The organism is Suilimivivens aceti (genome assembly GCF_025567405.1).
Lineage (GTDB): Bacteria > Bacillota > Clostridia > Lachnospirales > Lachnospiraceae > Suilimivivens > Suilimivivens aceti.
Genome location: NZ_JAOQKJ010000005.1, coordinates 31,764 through 49,814 on the forward strand (window position 1 = coordinate 31,764; position 18,051 = coordinate 49,814).

Below are 18,051 nucleotides of genomic sequence, written 5' to 3' on the forward strand. Positions count from 1 at the left end.
GATTTTACCATAACATGCCTCAAATTACGGGAGCTTTTCCGACCTGCTTTCCTAGATACCGGGTATATATGTTTTCCGATATTCACCGGGTGGGCATCCCTTCTTTCTATGAAATATTTTGCTAAAGTAAAACACGTCCGAAAATCCTGTCAATTGCGCAATTTCTGTAATGGATTTATTGGTTTCCTTCAGCAGCTGTTCTGCTTTTCGTAATCTTAGTGTGCACTGATATTCCTTAATGGTTTGTCCGGTCACTTCCTTAAACAGGGTTCCTGCATATTTATAGGACAAGCCACAGGCTTCCTGAATCTGTGCAGAGGTAAATCCATCTATATAATGCTGTCTCACATAATTCTGTATCTGCTCCGCATAACCGTTGCTCACCTTATCATCCTGTGCATTTTGTGCACATTCCAGGAAAATCTGCCATAGACGGATGGATGCCTGTGGAATATTCCCATGAATATGAGCTTCTATCATTTTCTCAAAGTTTCTCTTTATTTGTGTCTTCTCTTCACAATTTATTAATTTGGGGAGAGTAATGAAATACCGATCCTTCTCAGAAGGCTTAAGGCTTACCCTTTCATCATAATAAATCCCTCTTGGAAGCTCCTCCATACAGGATGAGGGAGCATCACAATAAAAATGCGCATAATACCAGGATGATCCTATTTCAAATGATCTATTCCCCCAATGATGAATACCACTTTTCAGGAAAAAAATCTGATCCGGCATAATTCTATAAGGAATCCCGTCCTCTATAATCTCCATGCTTCCCTGTAATAAATAAATTGCCACATGAAATGGTGCTGTCCGATCCGCATGGATCATCGGTGCCAACGTCACACTATAATCTGCTTCACTTACAAAAGGCATAGCTGTACAGGGTATCTTCAATAAATGCTCCATCGACAAATCCTCCATTTCATTCTTTTAATGGCTTTCTTCTTATCTGCCTCCAGCGCAGATAATCCACATAGTACCTTCCTTACTTGTATGATCTCTAGCCCTTTACGGCACCGGCAGCTATTCCCTTTACTATATTTTTCTGCATCAGGATATAGAAAAATAGGGATGCTGGAAATAACGAAATTGGCTAAGATCAGGTTCCACTGATTACTGTATGTTCCGTAAAAGTACTGCTGTGAAAGCGGCAGTGTCATAGGCTCTTAGTAAAGTATATTTATATAATTTCCTTGCGAAATACCGCACTTTGTTACACCTTCAGCGAGAGCTTTGGCTTTTCAAAAATGTTACTTAACACATGACAGCATGCCCCTAAGGGATACTCCTCCTGTTTTAATGAGCCAACCCGGATATCAATTTCATTTTCATACCCTCTCATCATATACTGCCTTGCTGTTTCTTTGATCTCTTTTATGAATTCACTGTCCTTAATCTGAGGATATCCACCAATGATCACTGTCGTAACCTCCAGGGTTTTGATCATATTTGCGACAGCAATTCCAATATAAAAAGCAGACTGCTTCAATATCTGGCAGCTGATTTCCTCTCCCTTTTCTGCCTTGTCAATGAAATCCAGCACTGTCCGGTGCCTTTCTTCTTCCGCAATATAAGTTCCCGCCTTAATGCACCGCGCTTTATATTCTTTGTTCATTGCTATCTCACTTGCAAATGCATCCAGACATCCATGTCTGCCGCAGGAGCACAGGGGTCCTTCCGGATTGACCGTCGTATGTCCGATAAAGCCTGCATTGCCCTGACGTCCGTCCAGGGCATGTCCGTGGTAGAAAATAGCACTTCCTATACCAGAGCGAAGTCCAATATAAAGAAAATCCTGTATGTCAGATGACATATATTTTTCACGTTCTGCCTCAGCCAGCAGATGGACATCATTTTTGATATATACGGGCACATGGAATTTCTCCTCTAATATATCCCTGACATGGATATCATCCCAGTTTCTGATACGTTCAATGTGAATAGAAATTCCGTTTGGTTCATCAACATTTCCAGGAAGCCCAAGTCCAATACCTGCCAGCTGATCCATACTGATACCGGTCTGCCTTACCATGCTGTCAATTTCATCTATAAGACTCTTCATGATCATTTCGGCATCTGCATCATCCTCAAAGTGGATTTCTTTAGAACCGACAATTTTTCTGGCTGCATTTGTTACTGCAAGTCTGGCCGTATGGATAGCAAACTCCAGATCCACACCTATTGCATAACAGGCTTCTGCATTGATCAGTATCAGATCCGCAGGTCTTCCACCCGTACTCTTGACTTGTCCTTCCTTGATGATATAATTATTCTCCTGCAGCTCCTTGATCACCTCAAGAACAGTAGGCCGGCTGACCATCGTTCTGCGTACGATCTCTTCTATCGTTAGTGGCTGGTACTGAAGGATGGTCTGCATGATCAGATATTTATTCGCTTCTTTCAGAACCCGTGTCGTATTTTTCATTTACAATTCCCCCTTCTGTTTCTCATCATAACATCACCCCTCTATTTTGTAAAGTATATTTACATAATTATTTTATAAAAGATTTTTACAAAAATAGTTTAAATTATTTTTCGTTTATGTTATACTCGAGGAGTATATAAATGATAATTTTAGAAAGGATACGTTGTTAGCATGAATATGGGATGCCTATGAAAAAATCAAAAAACAATATTATTAAGGAAAGGTGCTTTATTATGATAACTATAAAAGATCATTATCCTGTCATTGACCAGACAATCCAGCAGGTAAAAGACCGGTTTGGTTCTGACAGCAAAATTGCTGTTATGTTTGAAAACTGTATTTCCAATACATTACAGACCACCATAAAAGTACTGGACGACGGTTCCATATTTGTTATTACCGGAGATATTCCAGCCATGTGGCTTCGTGATTCAGCCTGCCAGCTCCGTCCTTTTCTCTTTTTTGCCAAAGAGGATCCGGAGATTGCCGACATCATAAACGGCCTGATCCAGAAGCAGATGCAATGTATCCAGATAGATCCTTATGCCAACGCCTTTAATGAATGTGCAAATGGTAATTGCTGGGAGCACGACAAAACAGATATGAAGCCGGAATTATGGGAAAGAAAATTTGAAATTGATTCTCTTTGTTTTCCTGTCCAGCTCTCTTATCTCTTTTGGAAAAATACCGGTTATACAGCACACTTTACCATGGACTGGTTAAAATCCGCAAAAACGATTATATCCGTATTCCGTACAGAACAGGATCACGAGCATAAATCTCCCTACACCTTTGAACGCATGAACTGCGTTCCCACTGACACATTATCCAGAAATGGAAAGGGCGCACTGGTAAAAAGCAATATTGGGCTGATATGGTCCGGCTTCCGCCCAAGTGATGATTCCTGTACTTATGGATATTTAATTCCTTCCAACATGCTCGCCAGCGTTATTCTTGAAAATATTTCAGAAATAGCTGAGCAGATATATCATGACTCTGTTTTAGCAGCAGAGGCACACCAGTTTTCCTCAGATTTGCGGAAAGCAATAGAATCCCTTTCTATTGTTCCTGGTCAAAGTAAAGAATTTTATGCTTATGAAATAGACGGATTTGGCGAATATAACATCATGGATGACGCCAATCTTCCCAGCCTTCTGTCACTTCCCTATATCGGATACTGCGACAGGAAAGATGGGCGATATCTGAACACAAGAGAGATCATCCTCAGTGACAGAAACCCTTATTATTATGCCGTAGCCTGTGCAAAAGGCATTGGAAGCCCACATACACCAGCCCGTTATATATGGCATATCGGACTCGCCATGCAGGCACTGACTACTACATCTGCCAAAGAGCGTGAGCAGCTCCTTGACACGCTGACTCATACAGATGCAGGCACTGACCTCATGCATGAGGCTTTTCTGGTAGATGACCCTGCACAATATACCCGTCCATGGTTTTCATGGGCCAATTCTGTATTCTGTGAGCTGATCCTGGATTGCTGCGGTTACCATCTGGAAATGTAACATCCATTCACAGCAGCATATAAAACTGCACACCATACAGTGCCAGCACCCCGGGGATCCCAAGAAAACCCGCTATAGAAAATGTGATCAGATTATAGCCAACGTGGATCCCCTCCATGATGCTGCCAAGCACCTGATTCCCCAGATAAAAAAGCAGACAGCCTGCCATGCCCCGCAATATGAAATTCAAAATTTTTTCCATCAATTTCATTATTTTAAATCTTTCTCCGTCCTCTCTCCAGTCCAGCTGCCTGTATGTCCAGGCCAGCCAGACATCTCCTGTAATTATATATGTTTCTTCATGTAATTTATGAATAAAAGCCAGAAACCCGGACTATACTTTTTTCAAAAGGAAATATCTGGGAGGCTGCACATGAAATCATATTTTGGATTTTCTTCCCATACCAACAGAACCCTTTCGGAGGAAGAACTACAGAGAAATGCTCTTCTTTCTGATCTGGAGCAAACAAAAAAAGCCCTGGAGATCGCATATGCGGGCTTTGACAATGTCACAGAACCGGATCTCATCGACTGCTATATCTACGAGGTCAATTCTGTGCTGAAGCGCTATAAATTTTTAATGGAACAGGCAGCACACCTGTGTATGCTGCCTGAAGAAAAAACTACTGCTTCTGTTTTAAACACGGAAGCCCCGGCTGCTACCCTGATCAGCTAAGCTCTCGTTCAGAGCTCCTCTGCCATAGGTAAGTCCTGCATAAACGGCCTGCGTGTTTTCCATAACGGCACCGGAATCATCCTGCTCACTGATAGTCTCATAAGCATCCTTAAGTTTTCTGACCATATCCTCCGGCTCCTTTAGCAGTGCGGCATCCTGTCTGGCATCTGCCTGGATCAGCGTCCTGTCCGCAAAGAGATAGAGCTGCAGCAGGTTTCCGGAAACAGGGTATTCATGATTCAGAGAGTGGCTCAGTTCGTGGATACATGCCCTTGCCCGTTTGATACCGGTATGAAAGGCTGCCTCATCCCTGTTGCCAGCCGCATCTTCTGCTTCCTTCAGATAATCCAGTGTCATTTCATATAAGATCACTACAAGCTGTGTCCGGCTTGCCTGAGATATTTTCAGCGTATACTGCTGTTTCTTTTCATCCGTCATTTCATTTCCCTCTATGTGTCAGAAATCTGTACTTACTGCAGAAGCTGAAGTACCTGGGAAGGTCTTTCATTGGCCTGAGCCAGCATGGAGGTACTTGCCTGGGAAAGTACCTGCAGAGTTGTATATTCTGTCATTTCTTCCGCCATATCTGTATCCATGATCCTGGAATAAGCTGCCGTCATATTCTCTGAAGTAATATCCAGGCTGCTGACTGTGTGCTCCAGACGGTTCTGATAAGCACCGATCCGGCTTCTTGCCTCCGATACATATTTAATAGCTGCATCAACCTGATCGATCGCTTTTGTCGCCCCCTCTGCGGTCGTCAGATCCAGGGATTCGATTCCCATATTAAGGCAGGAAATCCTGGGGATACGGATACCAAGCTGCTGTCCTTCATTAGCACCGATCTGGGTGTCCATAGCGCCAAAGCCTGCAAGCTCCATCTTAAAATTTTTTGTAGTAACATCATCCTTCTGTATGCCGCTCCGGATCTCCAGCTTCAGTTCAAATCCATTGTCTCCGGTGATCGTGGCGATATTACCGTCTATACCACTTACCTTTACTCCGGCAACAGTCTGTCCGCCGGGTCCCGTAATTGTTACAGAGGACTTTGCCGAATCCAGGTCGCCATCCTTATCCGTACCGATCTTCAGGTCTGCCACCTGATATTGTCCCGCCTTAACCTCATCTCCATAATAAGCAACCTTCACATCAACGTTATCGGTATACCCTTTCAGGTCAAAGGATCCATCCAGGATCTTCTGTCCATTAAACTCAGCCTCTCCTGAGATTCTGTCAATTTCCTCTTTCAGCTGCTGGGCTTCATTATTGATGATCTCACGATCCTGTTCCGTCAGGGTTCCTGTACTTGCTTTTACAGAAAGCTCATTCAGACGCTGCAACATATCATGGATCTCTGACATGGTTCCATCTGCGATCTCGATCACAGAAATACCATCGCCTGCATTATCTGTTGCAACAGAAACACCCGCAATCTGTGCATTCATTCTCTTGGCCATGGCAAGTCCTGACGGATTGTCCTTGGCGTGCGTGATCTTATAGCCGGAGGAAAGCTTTCCCAGGGATGCCGCCAGCTTATTGTCGTTTCTTGTCAGTGCATTATTGGCAATTGCTGCGGACGCATTAAAATTAATTTTCATCTTATTCTGATTCCTTTCTGCTTATCTGTCTGATAAAACTGATATATGTTCTGGCAACCCGGTACAGGGCTGCATCCGTCTGTCCTTTTTCCTTACCAGATCCGGCCTTTAACGCATAACCGGCAGGATCCAGGGTTTCTTCTGTAATGAAGTGAATGTCTCCTGCCCGGATCTCTTCCTCAGAGAGCATTTGCCGGAAAAGCTCAGCCTCTCCGGAAAGCTTCTCTGCAGCACGTCTTTCCTGACTGATGCTGCAGCCTGTAAGTCCCATCTTTCCAAAGGAAAACTCCGCTGCATTCTTTCCAAGCGCTTCCGTTTCCAGAGAGATAGTAACCTTACTTTCCGCCCCCTCCTTATGGATCATAGTCAGATTTACCGCTGTCAACTCTCCATTTATCTGAAGCGGCAGGGTATAATTTTCTTCTTTGGCCATAGATCTCAGAAAGCCTACCTGTCTGCAAAGACTGTGCAGATATCTTACGTCCAGGATATCTGTTGTGTTCTCAAAGGCCTGTCTTTCAATCTGCTCTGACAGAACATCTGCCAGGCGGTCATAAGCCTTACCTGCACTCTCCTGTGTCGTAAATCCGGATAATAGCTCTTCTCCAAGGTCTTCTATACTGATCCTGTCTGTACCAGCTTCATCTGATGGCTCCCTGGCTGTCTTGTCTGCATGATCCTTCTTCGCTTTGCCAGTTGTCTGAGTTCCTCTTTCAAAACCCCTGATACCCTTGAACAGTTCTGCAGGTGCCCGCAGCAATTCTCCTGCCACCAGCAGATTATCTGCCGTGATAGGCTGTCCATTGTCTGAAAGATATCGGAAAATCTCTTCTTCGCTGGCGGCCGCTGCACGGAAATTCTCTGCCCCTCCAGCCATTTCTCCTTCTGCCGGTGTCCCTTCTGCCAGCTCATCTGCCGCCGGATCATCATTCTCTGTGAATGCCTGGTGCATTTCTTTTCTTGTATGGATAAATCCCCGCTCGATCTGCGCAATGATGGAATCTGTAAGGTCACCTGCTTCGATAACCTCTTTCCCATCACCAATTTTATAATCCATATGCTTCTTCTTCGCCGTTCTCACAGCTGACAAAAGATTTTCAAGGGTTTCTGACCTGCCAGTATCTGCCACAGCGCCCAGTGCTGCATCATCCCCTTTTTCAATCTGACGGAAAAGCCTGTAAATACCGATATAAGCATCTCTCTCTTCCTGACTGATTTCCTTTTTCTGATCCAGGTGATAAAGAAATTCACTGTAGGAGGCAAGCTCCTCTTCAGGCATCTGCTCCTGCCCCGTCAGATAGGTATAAAGATCCTCCAGCGTCATGGTAAGAGGATTGATCCCCTTCCTGATCATGGAAAGAACCTCTCCCGGTCTTAGATTGTCTGTAATATTCTGCAGCAGTTTTTCTGATGCCCGGATCCTTTCAAAGTTCTTTTCTGTCATATCCATGCTGTTATAGCCAAGGATCCTGATCGTTTTCCTGTTTTCTTCTGTCAGCTCCTTACCCATATCCGCCAGGATATCATCTACATTCTGGAATGCTTTTTTTATGGAATCTCCAAGATCCTTTCTTGGAGCTGTCATCAGCTCTTCGTACTTCTCACCGGCTTTTTCCATGGAGATACGGACAGCTTTGCTCTTCTGTGCAGCTCCCTCCAGTGTATCAGCTGACTCGATCTGCGCGGCCACTGCTGCCGGAGCTCTCCTCAGGCTTTCTGCTGCCTGCAGGGAATCTCTGTACCAGCCTGCCTTTTCCTGTGCTCTTACCGGATCAGTTTCTCCTGTAAGCTCTCTATCCACCTGTATCCCTGCTTCTGACAGCCTGCGGATCAATTCTTCCATCGGAGCTGTCTCAATCTGGAAGCCGCTCCTTAAAAGCTTTAAATTGGCACTGACTGTCATGGAAAGCCGTACCTCTTCAAGATACCTTCTGGCCTGCAGCCTGTCTGCACTCATGCCTGCTCCCTGCAGAGAATCACTGCTGCTCTGATCTGCAGTCTCTTCCAAGCCTGTGCTCTCTGCATGGATTGCAAACAGATTCTTCAGCTGAAAAGGAAGCTCTGATATCAGGATCCTGTCTGCGTCCCGGTCTGTCAGCTCCTTCGTACCTTCCTCTATTCTTACTGCCTGCTGCAGAAGGCTCTCCTTCGCAGTCAGATCAGCATTGCGCACTGCCCTTCCATCAGAAATGGCGATTGCCGCCGCTTTCAGAAAATCCTCTTCCGAAACGGGAAACGTCATTTTCTCCAGCTCATGCAGCTTTGTCAGATTATCTGTGTTAAAGGGTATCCCCCTTTCAATCAGCCATTTGGCATCGGAAACAGATTCTTCATCAACAGAAAGCCCTGCTTCCTGTATCACCTGTTCAATCTGAGGCATGAGACTTTCATACTCCACGGTTTCCGGTTTCTTTACATAATAGCCATCCATTTCACCGGCTCTGTAGTATCCCTGTCCAGTCCTGCCGCTTCCTGCTGCTCCTGCATGAATGGCAAAGTAAATGTTCTCCGGAGTAATGTCAAGCTGATTTTCTACCAGATACCGTATGGTGTCCTCATTCAGAGCGGAAACGGAGGACAGCTGCTCATAGGTCGTTACAGTCTCCTCTATATTCCCCTCTGTCAGAGGAATGTCCTGCTCTGCGAACTGCTTCTGCAGCTCTCTGGCAAAGCTCTCACTTCCTGTGATTCTAGCAAGGCTTTCACAGTCTATGGTATCAGTATAACCAACAACCTGTGTACCTCCCTTTAACAGAGCTGCTTTTATCTTGTCAACAATGGTGACAACCGTATCGATCTCTGTACTGCCCGGATGAAAGCCTTCTTCCTGAAGCTTCGCAAAATCTTCGTCAGATACAGAATTAGACATCACTGCCATATAGTTCCTGCGGGCAGTAATATCCTCCATACCCGCTTTCTGCATAACCTCTTCTGCGGTCCTTCCGTGACCTGCGTAAGCGCTGTTATCCGTAACTGTGCCAGAAATGTCTAATGCAAACCCGGCCGAACATACCTCTCTGGTACTGTCAGCCTTCTGATATCCTGTTGTCGCCCTGTCTTTATTCAAATAGGCCTTGGGATCCTGTCCTGTCCCGTTAAAGATAATATTCATGCTCATTTCCTTTATCCTATTATTTGCAAAAAACAAGGGTGAATGACAATATCATTCACCCTTTATTTCGGTAACATATTCTGTTTTCTTAACCTCTAAAAAAGAAAGATTGCTGCTGTATACGGGGGCAGATCAAATGTAATACTGTACTTCTTGTTATTACACGGCTTTGCTTCTGCTGCAAGCTCTTTCGGGATCACATTTCCATTTCCCGCAAATCTTGTATCGTCACTGTTCAGAAGCAGCTTATATTTCTTTTTCTTCGGTACTCCAACCACGTAATTCTCCCACTTCATGGGAGTCATATTCAGAATAAATAACAGTTCATTCTTTCCATTCTCTGATTTACGGAAGAAGCTGTATACACTCCTGTCCTTGTCATCACAGTTCAGCCACTCAAAGCCTGCCCAGCTGTTATCGTTTTCATACAGGCAGGGATATTTGCGGTAGATCTGCAAAAGCTCTTTCACATAATCATGCATACCCTTATTCAGATCATTCTCCAGAAGGAACCAGTCAAGCTCCCTTGCTTCACTCCATTCTCTTTCCTGTCCAAATTCCTGTCCCATGAAAAGCAGCTTCTTGCCGGAATGTCCAAGCATATAAGTGTAACCCAGTCTTAAATTGGCATATTTGTCTACTTTGTAGCCTGGCATCTTTTCTACCATGGAGCACTTCAGGTGGACTACCTCATCATGGGAAAGCGGCAGGATATAATGCTCACTCTCATTGTAGCTCATGGCAAAGGTCATTGCATAATGGTTATCCTTACGGAAATAAGGATCCAGCTTCATGTATTCACAAAAGTCATGCATCCAGCCCATATTCCATTTAAAGCTGAACCCGAGACCGTCCTCTTCAATAGAATGTGTAACACCAGGCCACGCGGTTGACTCTTCAGCAATCGTCATAAATCCGGGATATGTACCCCTCACTACTGAATTCAGATGCTTAAAGAATTCAATTGCCTCCAGGTTCTTATTCCCGCCATATTTATTCGGCACCCACTGGCCATCCTTCTTGCCATAATCCAGATACAGCATGGATGCCACTGCATCCACACGGATACCATCAATATGGAATTCCTTGATCCAGAATAATGCATTGGCGATCAGGAAATTCTTAACTTCATTCTTTCCATAATTAAAGATCTTGGTACCCCAGTCTGGATGCTCGCCCTTCCTCGGATCCGGATCTTCAAAAATACACTGCCCGTCAAATCTGCCAAGTCCATGTGCATCTGTTGCAAAATGTGCCGGTACCCAGTCCAGGATCACACCGATCTTATTCCTGTGAAGCTTGTTTACCAGATACATGAAGTCCTGTGGATCTCCATATCGTGCTGTAGGTGCATAGTATCCGGTCACCTGATAACCCCAGGAGCCATCGAAGGGATACTCCGCAATACCCATCAGCTCCACATGGGTATATTTCATTTCCTTTAAATATTCTACGATTCTGTCTGCAAATTCACGGTAATTATAAAAGCCCTGCTCTTCCGATCTTGGATGTCTCATCCAGGAACCGATGTGACATTCATAAATTGCCAGCGGCTCTTTATAATAGTCCCTTTCCTCACGTTCCCTGAGCCACAGATCGTCTGTCCATTTATAGCCGGAAATATCAACCGTTTTTGATGCAGTCCCAGGGCGCATTTCTGCGCTGTTGGCAAAAGGATCTGCCTTATATAGCTTCTCGCCGGAAGGTGCCGTAATAAGAAACTTATACAGCTCCCCTGTTCCTACACCCGGAAGAAAAACCGTCCAGATTCCACCCGCACCAAGCTTTGTCATAGGTGCTGCCTCTTCGTTCCAGCCGTTAAAGGTACCAATCACATGTACGCTGGCAGCATTCGGTGCCCATACACCAAAGAAAGTTCCCTTTCTTCCATTCTCCACTGAAGGATGCGCACCCAGCTTTTTATAAATATCATAATGTGTACCCTGAGCAAATAAATACTGGTCTGCTTCTGAAATAAATACGGTTCCCTCGGTCTGTTTTTTCTTTTCCATGCAGAAAAACCCCCTTGATTTTTAGTAATGCATAAAGTCCTTTTCTCTTAAAACAACCATATCCTCATCATCATATCTCTTGCCAAACAGCACATCAAAGAAATGCTTCGGTGTCTTCTTATCTGCATAATAGATCGCTTCATCCACGATCTCTTCAATTTCTGAGAGTGTTACCTCATGGTCACTGGTCTGCATATCTGCAATTCTCGTATGCAGTGCCAGAACACCCAGCTCATCAATCGCATATTCCTGCTCCAGGGCGTACTTTCTTGCGTATTTAACAAGTGTCTGATCATCCAGTGCTTCCACATCTACCCTGAGATTAAAGATTGTTGCCAGTGCCGGATATTTCGTCAGGAACTTTTCTATCGCTTCCTTTTTATCTTCAAGGATAATGATCAGTCCCTTTCCTTCCTGATTCAACTCTCTGATCAGGGATTCCACTGTATTCTTCTTCATGGAAGCTGCACCCTCAATGATCAGCGCCCCTCCAAGGAGGCGGTCCAGGGTTGCTCCAACTTCCTTCTTGTTCATATTGCCCCCGGAAATTTTGGCCACCTTGCCTGAAAAATTATTATCAGAAAGCTGAACCTCCTTCACAAGAAGCTTGGCAAGTGCAGTGGTACCTGTGCCCTCTTCTCCTGTGATCACAACATTTCCTGTGTAAGATGCCAGGCTGATATTATCAATTACCTCTACGATCTGCTTTCTTGTTTTCTTGTGATGGATGAACGGAGCGAACTGCTCTCTCTCACTCCTGCTCATTTCGCGTGCAGTATAGGAATTCCCTGCCTCTGCTGTTCCCTCTTCTTTCGTTTTTTCTTCTTCCGTTTTTTCTTCTTCCGTTTTTTCTTCTTCTATTTTTTCTTCTTCTATTTTTTCCTCTGCTGCTTCTTCCTCAGCAATCTCTTTCTCTGGTACTTCCTCAGCCGGGATTTCTTCGTCTAAAGACGTATCCGCTTCCCCGGTCTCTTCCTCTATGATCTCAGCATCTTCTATGACTTCCGGCTGCTTTTCCGACTGCTCTTCCGGCTGTTCTTCAGCCTTCTCCTCTTCCTTTGCATCAATATCAGAAACCTTTACTACCTTGGGGCGCTCTGCTTCTGCTCTTTTCTTACTTTCCCTCACAGCAGCATCCACCATGGCCTTTTCCAGCTCCTCAAGAAGTCCTGTCTTGGTCGCCTCATCAAAGTCTGAGAACAGGGAATCCGTCTGCTTGTGTACGCGCTCCTTGATCTCCTGCAGCATCTTCTGCTCATTGTCTTTCTTCATCTTTTCCCATTCAGCCATAACATCATCAATACTCAGCTGACCGGTGATCTGCTTCTCTATCTGCTCTTCCTCCGGAATAGCCAGACTGATCTGTCCGTCATATTCCTGGGAAAGGATATCATCAAAACCTGATGGCTTGTGAAATGTACGGATCACACCCGTATTACTGATCGCCGGATTTGGTGACGCCTCCGGAAGTCTTTCTCTGTCCTTCTGCAGAGATTCTGCCCTGTCGGCCACTTTAGAAACAGACTCCTGCATGGCTGCAATATTCCGTGAGGTCTGTGCATCCTTCTCCACCAGCTCAGAGATCACATCTTCTACCTTAACTTCAGAGGTATTGCCAAAGAATACTTCCTCAGATACAGGATCTGCTGCTTCTGAATCACTGTCAGTCAGCATATCCTCACTGATCAGCTGCATTTCATCGGTATCCTGCTTAACAGCAGCCGGTGTTTCCGGTCCGGAAGCTGCAGGAAGTTCCTCCGCAGGCATTTCTGATGCTGTTACCTCATGGATATCTGCTGCTTCAGCCATGTCTGCTGCTTCAGCAGCTTCTGCTTCTTCTTCCACATCCTGTGTTTCCTTCTGTACGGCATTCTCACGTTCCTCTGCATGAGATGATACCCCCAGAAATTCCTTCATGCTTTCCGCAAGCTCTTTCTGCAGATTGATGGTATTATACTGACTTACATCAACTGTCTTGACTTCGATCTCATCCAGACTCTTGCCCGGCAGCTCCTGGGTAGGATCTGTAAGTACATTCTGCTCCCTGCTGAACTCATCATCCTCTTCCTCTTCTGCTGCCGCCTGTCCGGCTTCCTCCTGAATGGCTTTTCCTTCTGTCACAATATCGGCTTCAATAATGCCGCCGGTATGCTTCATCTGCTCATATTTCGCTTCCTGCTCCTCTGTCAGGGGCTGGTGCAGCTTTTTCAGCTCCAGCGCCTTCAGAACATATCTGCCGTCAGAAAACCAAAGGAACATCTCATCACATTCCTCTACACATTTGGACTCAAGTCCTACCCTGTGATAAAGATATGCCAGTTCATAAGCCCACTTCTCACGGTAATCCTTTTTCTTCAGCTCCTCCAGTACTGCAATTCTCTCTTCCAGGCTGACTTCCTGTGCCTCATAAAGCTTATACTGAAGAATGTATCTGCCAGAGTCCTTCGGCGCAAGCTGCACAAATTCCTTATAGTATTCGATTGCCTGCACATATTCTTCCAGCTTAATGGAAAGCTCACAAAGTGAATAAACAATAGGGCGCCTTCCGCCGCCCTTCTCATAGGCAAGCAGGAGAATATCCCTGCTGTCCTCATATCTTCTGTTGATTTTATATAGATCACTGATCGTACAGAGCATCATCACACTTCTGACCCTGCGCCAGTCAATGGTATCTGCAATCTTAGCAGCTTCCGCATATTCGCCGTCAGCGATCAGCGATTTAATCTCTTCTGCACGTACTTTATATTCATACTTATCCAAGGTACTCACCTCATGCTCTCAGATTTATGGACAAAATAACCCGATTTTCATTTTTTAAGTGTACCATAGCATGCCCTTTCTGTCAAAGGACACAAAAAAAAGCACCATCCCCAAGGCTCATATGTCCTCAAAAACGGTACTTGTAAGTGCACCGCCAGGGGCTCGAACCCTGGACACCCTGATTAAGAGTCAGGTGCTCTACCAACTGAGCTAGCGGTGCGTTTCCCTTGCAAAATCTTGTGTATCATTTGCAACGCAAGTGTTATTATAGTATAATGCTTTTTGAATTGCAAGTATTTTTTCAAAAATTTTTAAAAAAATTGAAAATGGAGTTTTTCTTATGATTTTTGATACCCATGCACATTATGATGATGAGGCTTTTCAGGAGGACAGGGACAGTCTTCTCATGAGCCTTAAGGACAATGACATCGGCGCTGTGATCAATGTTGCTGCCGATATGGAAAGCGTAGAGACTACCCTTGCCCTGTCACAGAAGTACTCTTTTGTCTATGCAGCTCTTGGCGTCCATCCTTCTGGCACTGCTGCCCTTACAGAAGAAGACATGCAGCACATCCTGACTCTTGCCACCGGGCACTCCGTGAAAAGGGGTGGTAAAGTAGTGGCTATCGGTGAGATCGGTCTTGATTATTATTATGAAGGGAATGGGGATCCGGAACGTACCATTCAAAAGAAATGGTTTGAGCGCCAGCTCTTTCTGGCAAAAGAAGCCGCCCTTCCTGTTATCATCCATTCCAGAGACGCTGCCAGAGATACTTATGATATCATGAAATCCGCTGATGCCGGAAATATTGGCGGTGTTGTCCACTGCTACTCCTATTCTCTGGAAATGGCAAAGGAATTCCTTTCCCTCGGCTTTTCTTTTGGGATCGGCGGCGTACTTACCTTTAAAAATGCCAGAAAGCTCTTTGATGTGGTAGAATATCTTCCGATGGATAAAATCCTTCTGGAAACAGACTGTCCTTATCTTGCCCCTGTGCCAAACAGAGGAAAAAGGAACAGTTCCCTGAATCTTCCTTATGTGATAAAAGCAATCAGTGAGATCAAGAAGCTTCCAGAAGAACAGATCACAGCAGCCACAGAGCAGAATGCCAGAAAGCTCTTTGGCATAAAAGAGTAAGGAGGATACCCATATGCCAACTCTCGGAAATCCGGCAGGAACGCTGGAAATACTGAAAAAATATAACTTTAACTTCCAGAAACGCTTCGGGCAGAACTTTCTGATCGATGGAAATATCCTGAATAAGATCATTTCCTCCGCAGGGATCACCAGGGATGATTTTGTACTTGAGATCGGTCCCGGCATTGGAACCATGACCCAGTATCTGGCTGAAAGTGCCAGGGAAGTGGTATCTGTAGAAATTGACAGGGCACTGATCCCCATTCTTGCAGACACCCTTTCTCCCTATAATAATGTCACTATTATCAACGAAGATATCCTGAAGGTGGACATTGCCGCTCTTGCCAGAGAAAGAAACAACAGCAGACCGATCAAGGTCGTTGCCAACCTTCCCTACTATATTACAACCCCTATCATTATGGGACTTTTTGAAAGCCATGTCCCTTTAAAAAGCATTACTATCATGGTACAGAAGGAAGTGGCACAGCGCATGCAGGTTGGTCCCGGCACGAAAGATTACGGTGCCCTGTCCCTGGCTGTCCAGTATTATGCAAAGCCGGAAATCGTAGCTACCGTTTCTCCGGAATGCTTTATCCCAAAGCCAAATGTCGGCAGTGCCGTGATCCGGCTCACCTGCCATGATAAGCCTTCCGTGACCGTTCCTGATGAGAGATTTCTGTTTGACGTGATCCGTGCCTCCTTCCAGCAGCGCAGGAAAACACTGACTAACAGCCTTTCTCATGCAGGTCTTCCCGGTATTACCAGGGAGGCTGTAGAGCAGGCTCTCCTGGAAATGGAGCTTTCTCCCTCCATCCGGGGAGAAGCCCTTTCACTGGAGGAATTTGCCGCCCTCAGCAGTATTCTTTATACAAACAGGAAATAAATAAAGATGTCATTGATCGAAGAAATCAGAACCAGACAAAATATTACAAAGGATCAGCTTGTCCACCTCCTTACTACAGAAGATGAATCACTTCTGACCCGTTTAAAAATAACCGCCAGGGCAGTCGCAGACTCCGTTTACGGAAACCAGATCTTTATCCGCGGACTGATCGAATTTACCAATTATTGCAAAAATGACTGCTATTACTGCGGCATCCGGAGAAGCAATACGCGCTCTGACCGCTACCGCCTCACAGAGGATCAGATCCTCTCCTGCTGCCAGAATGGCTACGAGCTTGGCTTCCGTACCTTTGTCCTGCAGGGCGGAGAAGATCCATGGTATAGCGATGATAAGATCTGTGCGGTCGTATCCCGGATCCGTTCCTCCTACCCGGACTGTGCGGTCACACTTTCTATTGGTGAAAAGTCAGAGGAAAGCTACCAGCGCTTCTTTGACGCCGGCGCTGACCGGTATCTGCTCCGGCATGAAACTGCCGATGAAACGCATTACAGAAAGCTCCATCCTGAGGAAATGTCTCTTTCCCACAGAAAAAACTGTCTCAGGACACTGAAAAGAATCGGCTACCAGACCGGATGTGGCTTTATGGTAGGATCTCCTTTCCAGACCATGGACAGTCTTTATGAGGATCTTATGTTTATTCTGGAATTGCAGCCGGAAATGACAGGCATCGGTCCCTTCATTCCCCATAAGGATACCCCATTTGCAGACCGCCCCGCCGGCACACTCGACAGAACGCTGCGGCTTCTGTCCATTATAAGGCTCCTGCACCCCCATGTGCTGCTGCCTGCCACCACTGCCCTTGGCACCATTCATCCTCTGGGAAGGGAAATGGGCATACAGGCCGGTGCCAATGTGGTCATGCCAAATCTTTCCCCCACAGATGTACGGGGCAAATATCTTCTCTATGATAACAAGATCTGCACCGGTGATGAAGCTGCTGAATGCCGCTGCTGTATGCAGCGGCGCATGGAAGGCATTGGCTATGAGGTCGTCACAGACAGAGGAGATTTCCGCTGATATCCCTTTTCGTGCTGCTGCTTGTACTGCTTCGGCGTCATCCCCTTCCACTTCCGAAAGGTCTTGATCAGGTGGCTGCTATCTGAAAACCCGGTCTCCTGGCTGATATAGCTTAAGTCAAAATCTGTGAACAGCAGCATATCTGCCACCTTACTGATCCGGATCAGCTCAATATACTCCTTGCAGGAACGTCCATAATACTGCTTGAAATTTTTAGCAAAATAAGAATAGCTCATATTGCACCGGTCTGCCAGTTCTTCCACCCGGATAGGCTCACCGGCATGTGCATCTATGTAAGTCGTGATATCACGGAAGGAATTGATCTCCCTTGGCTGTCCGGCCAGTTTATCCGTATCAAAACCATTTTCTCTCCAGATACGGATCAGTCCTACCATCAGATCACAGATCCTGTCATGGACAATAATCCCATAACCATAATCTCTTTTCTCAAGTTCTTCCCTGCATCGTTCAAAAACAGAGGCCACTGGCAGATGCCGGAGCTGACTTTCCTGAAAAAAAACATTTGCATGCTCATCCTTGCTCGCACTGCGCAGGATCATGGGAAGACTCGGCGCATAGCTTTTCTCTGTATACAGCCTGTTAGTATCAAATTTCAGCACCTCATATTTCAGTGGTCCATTGGTAACTGCATAGATCCCATGCACCGCCTCCGGATGAAAAATGATCAGATCCCCCGGCTCCAGAATATAATTGCAGCCATCACACTCTATCAGCGCCGTTCCCTCTTTCATATAGATCAGCTCCATAAAATAGTGCCAGTGGGATCGTATGGGAAATGCCATCTGTGAGGTATCATATAAAAATGCCTCATAAGGTGAATCCAGTGTATCATGATATTCAAATAAATACTGCATTTCTT

14 protein-coding genes and 1 tRNA gene are annotated in these 18,051 nt (G+C 45.4%); 5 read left to right on the top strand and 10 right to left on the bottom strand.

Annotated elements, in window-relative coordinates; translation table 11 throughout:
* Positions 1-51: 51 nt before the first annotated feature.
* Positions 52-909, bottom strand: a complete 858-nt coding sequence (locus OCV77_RS06775; RefSeq protein ID WP_262574204.1) for a helix-turn-helix transcriptional regulator — start codon at positions 907-909, stop codon at positions 52-54.
* A gap of 307 nt (positions 910-1,216) precedes the next feature.
* Positions 1,217-2,428, bottom strand: coding sequence for an ROK family protein (locus OCV77_RS06780; RefSeq protein ID WP_262574205.1), 1,212 nt, complete (start codon positions 2,426-2,428; stop codon positions 1,217-1,219).
* Positions 2,429-2,661: 233 nt separating this feature from the next.
* On the opposite strand from OCV77_RS06780, the gene OCV77_RS06785 reads away from it, so the two are divergent.
* Positions 2,662-3,954: a glycoside hydrolase family 125 protein gene (locus OCV77_RS06785; protein ID WP_262574206.1), complete on the top strand. Its 1,293-nt coding sequence runs from the start codon at positions 2,662-2,664 to the stop codon at positions 3,952-3,954.
* A 7-nt stretch (positions 3,955-3,961) separates the two neighbouring features.
* On the opposite strand, the gene OCV77_RS06790 is transcribed toward OCV77_RS06785, so the two are convergent.
* Positions 3,962-4,165 carry a pro-sigmaK processing inhibitor BofA family protein gene (locus OCV77_RS06790; RefSeq protein WP_317246627.1) on the bottom strand — a complete coding sequence of 68 codons (204 nt, stop codon included), beginning with the start codon at positions 4,163-4,165 and terminating at the stop codon, positions 3,962-3,964.
* Positions 4,166-4,327: 162 nt separating this feature from the next.
* On the opposite strand from OCV77_RS06790, the gene OCV77_RS06795 reads away from it, so the two are divergent.
* Positions 4,328-4,630, top strand: coding sequence for a YaaL family protein (locus tag OCV77_RS06795; RefSeq protein ID WP_118798760.1), 303 nt, complete (start codon positions 4,328-4,330; stop codon positions 4,628-4,630).
* On the opposite strand, the gene fliS is transcribed toward OCV77_RS06795, so the two are convergent.
* The 6 genes from fliS to OCV77_RS06825 form a co-directional block, all read right to left on the bottom strand.
* Positions 4,592-5,068: a flagellar export chaperone FliS gene (gene fliS / locus OCV77_RS06800; RefSeq protein ID WP_262574207.1), complete on the bottom strand. Its 477-nt coding sequence runs from the start codon at positions 5,066-5,068 to the stop codon at positions 4,592-4,594. The two genes, OCV77_RS06795 and fliS, sit on opposite strands and share 39 nt — an antisense overlap.
* Positions 5,069-5,100: 32 nt before the next feature.
* Positions 5,101-6,228: a flagellin N-terminal helical domain-containing protein gene (locus tag OCV77_RS06805; protein WP_262574208.1), complete on the bottom strand. Its 1,128-nt coding sequence runs from the start codon at positions 6,226-6,228 to the stop codon at positions 5,101-5,103.
* Between the two features lies 1 nt (position 6,229).
* Positions 6,230-9,340 carry a DUF6240 domain-containing protein gene (locus OCV77_RS06810; protein ID WP_262574209.1) on the bottom strand — a complete coding sequence of 1,037 codons (3,111 nt, stop codon included), beginning with the start codon at positions 9,338-9,340 and terminating at the stop codon, positions 6,230-6,232.
* A gap of 95 nt (positions 9,341-9,435) precedes the next feature.
* On the bottom strand, positions 9,436-11,352 hold the full coding sequence (gene glgB / locus OCV77_RS06815; protein ID WP_262574210.1) for a 1,4-alpha-glucan branching protein GlgB: 1,917 nt from the start codon (positions 11,350-11,352) through the stop codon (positions 9,436-9,438).
* A 21-nt stretch (positions 11,353-11,373) separates the two neighbouring features.
* Complete coding sequence (locus OCV77_RS06820; protein ID WP_262574211.1) at positions 11,374-14,112, bottom strand: tetratricopeptide repeat protein; 2,739 nt, start codon at positions 14,110-14,112, stop codon at positions 11,374-11,376.
* Between the two features lie 147 nt (positions 14,113-14,259).
* Positions 14,260-14,332 (bottom strand) — tRNA-Lys (locus OCV77_RS06825).
* Positions 14,333-14,452: 120 nt separating this feature from the next.
* Between OCV77_RS06825 and OCV77_RS06830 the strand changes: the two genes are divergently transcribed.
* The 3 genes from OCV77_RS06830 to hydE are packed head-to-tail and all read left to right on the top strand — an operon-like array spanning position 14,453 to position 17,171.
* The gene (locus OCV77_RS06830; protein WP_262574212.1) at positions 14,453-15,250 is read left to right on the top strand and encodes a TatD family hydrolase; all 798 of its coding nucleotides are present in this window, start codon (positions 14,453-14,455) and stop codon (positions 15,248-15,250) included.
* A 13-nt stretch (positions 15,251-15,263) separates the two neighbouring features.
* On the top strand, positions 15,264-16,133 hold the full coding sequence (gene rsmA / locus OCV77_RS06835; RefSeq protein ID WP_262574213.1) for a 16S rRNA (adenine(1518)-N(6)/adenine(1519)-N(6))-dimethyltransferase RsmA: 870 nt from the start codon (positions 15,264-15,266) through the stop codon (positions 16,131-16,133).
* A 6-nt stretch (positions 16,134-16,139) separates the two neighbouring features.
* Positions 16,140-17,171, top strand: coding sequence for a [FeFe] hydrogenase H-cluster radical SAM maturase HydE (hydE, locus tag OCV77_RS06840; RefSeq protein WP_262574214.1), 1,032 nt, complete (start codon positions 16,140-16,142; stop codon positions 17,169-17,171).
* Here the strand turns inward: hydE and OCV77_RS06845 are convergent.
* A complete protein-coding gene (locus OCV77_RS06845; RefSeq protein ID WP_262574215.1) occupies positions 17,135-18,046 on the bottom strand; it encodes an AraC family transcriptional regulator in 912 nt (303 codons plus the stop codon). The two genes, hydE and OCV77_RS06845, sit on opposite strands and share 37 nt — an antisense overlap.
* Between the last annotated feature and the right edge of the window lie 5 nt (positions 18,047-18,051).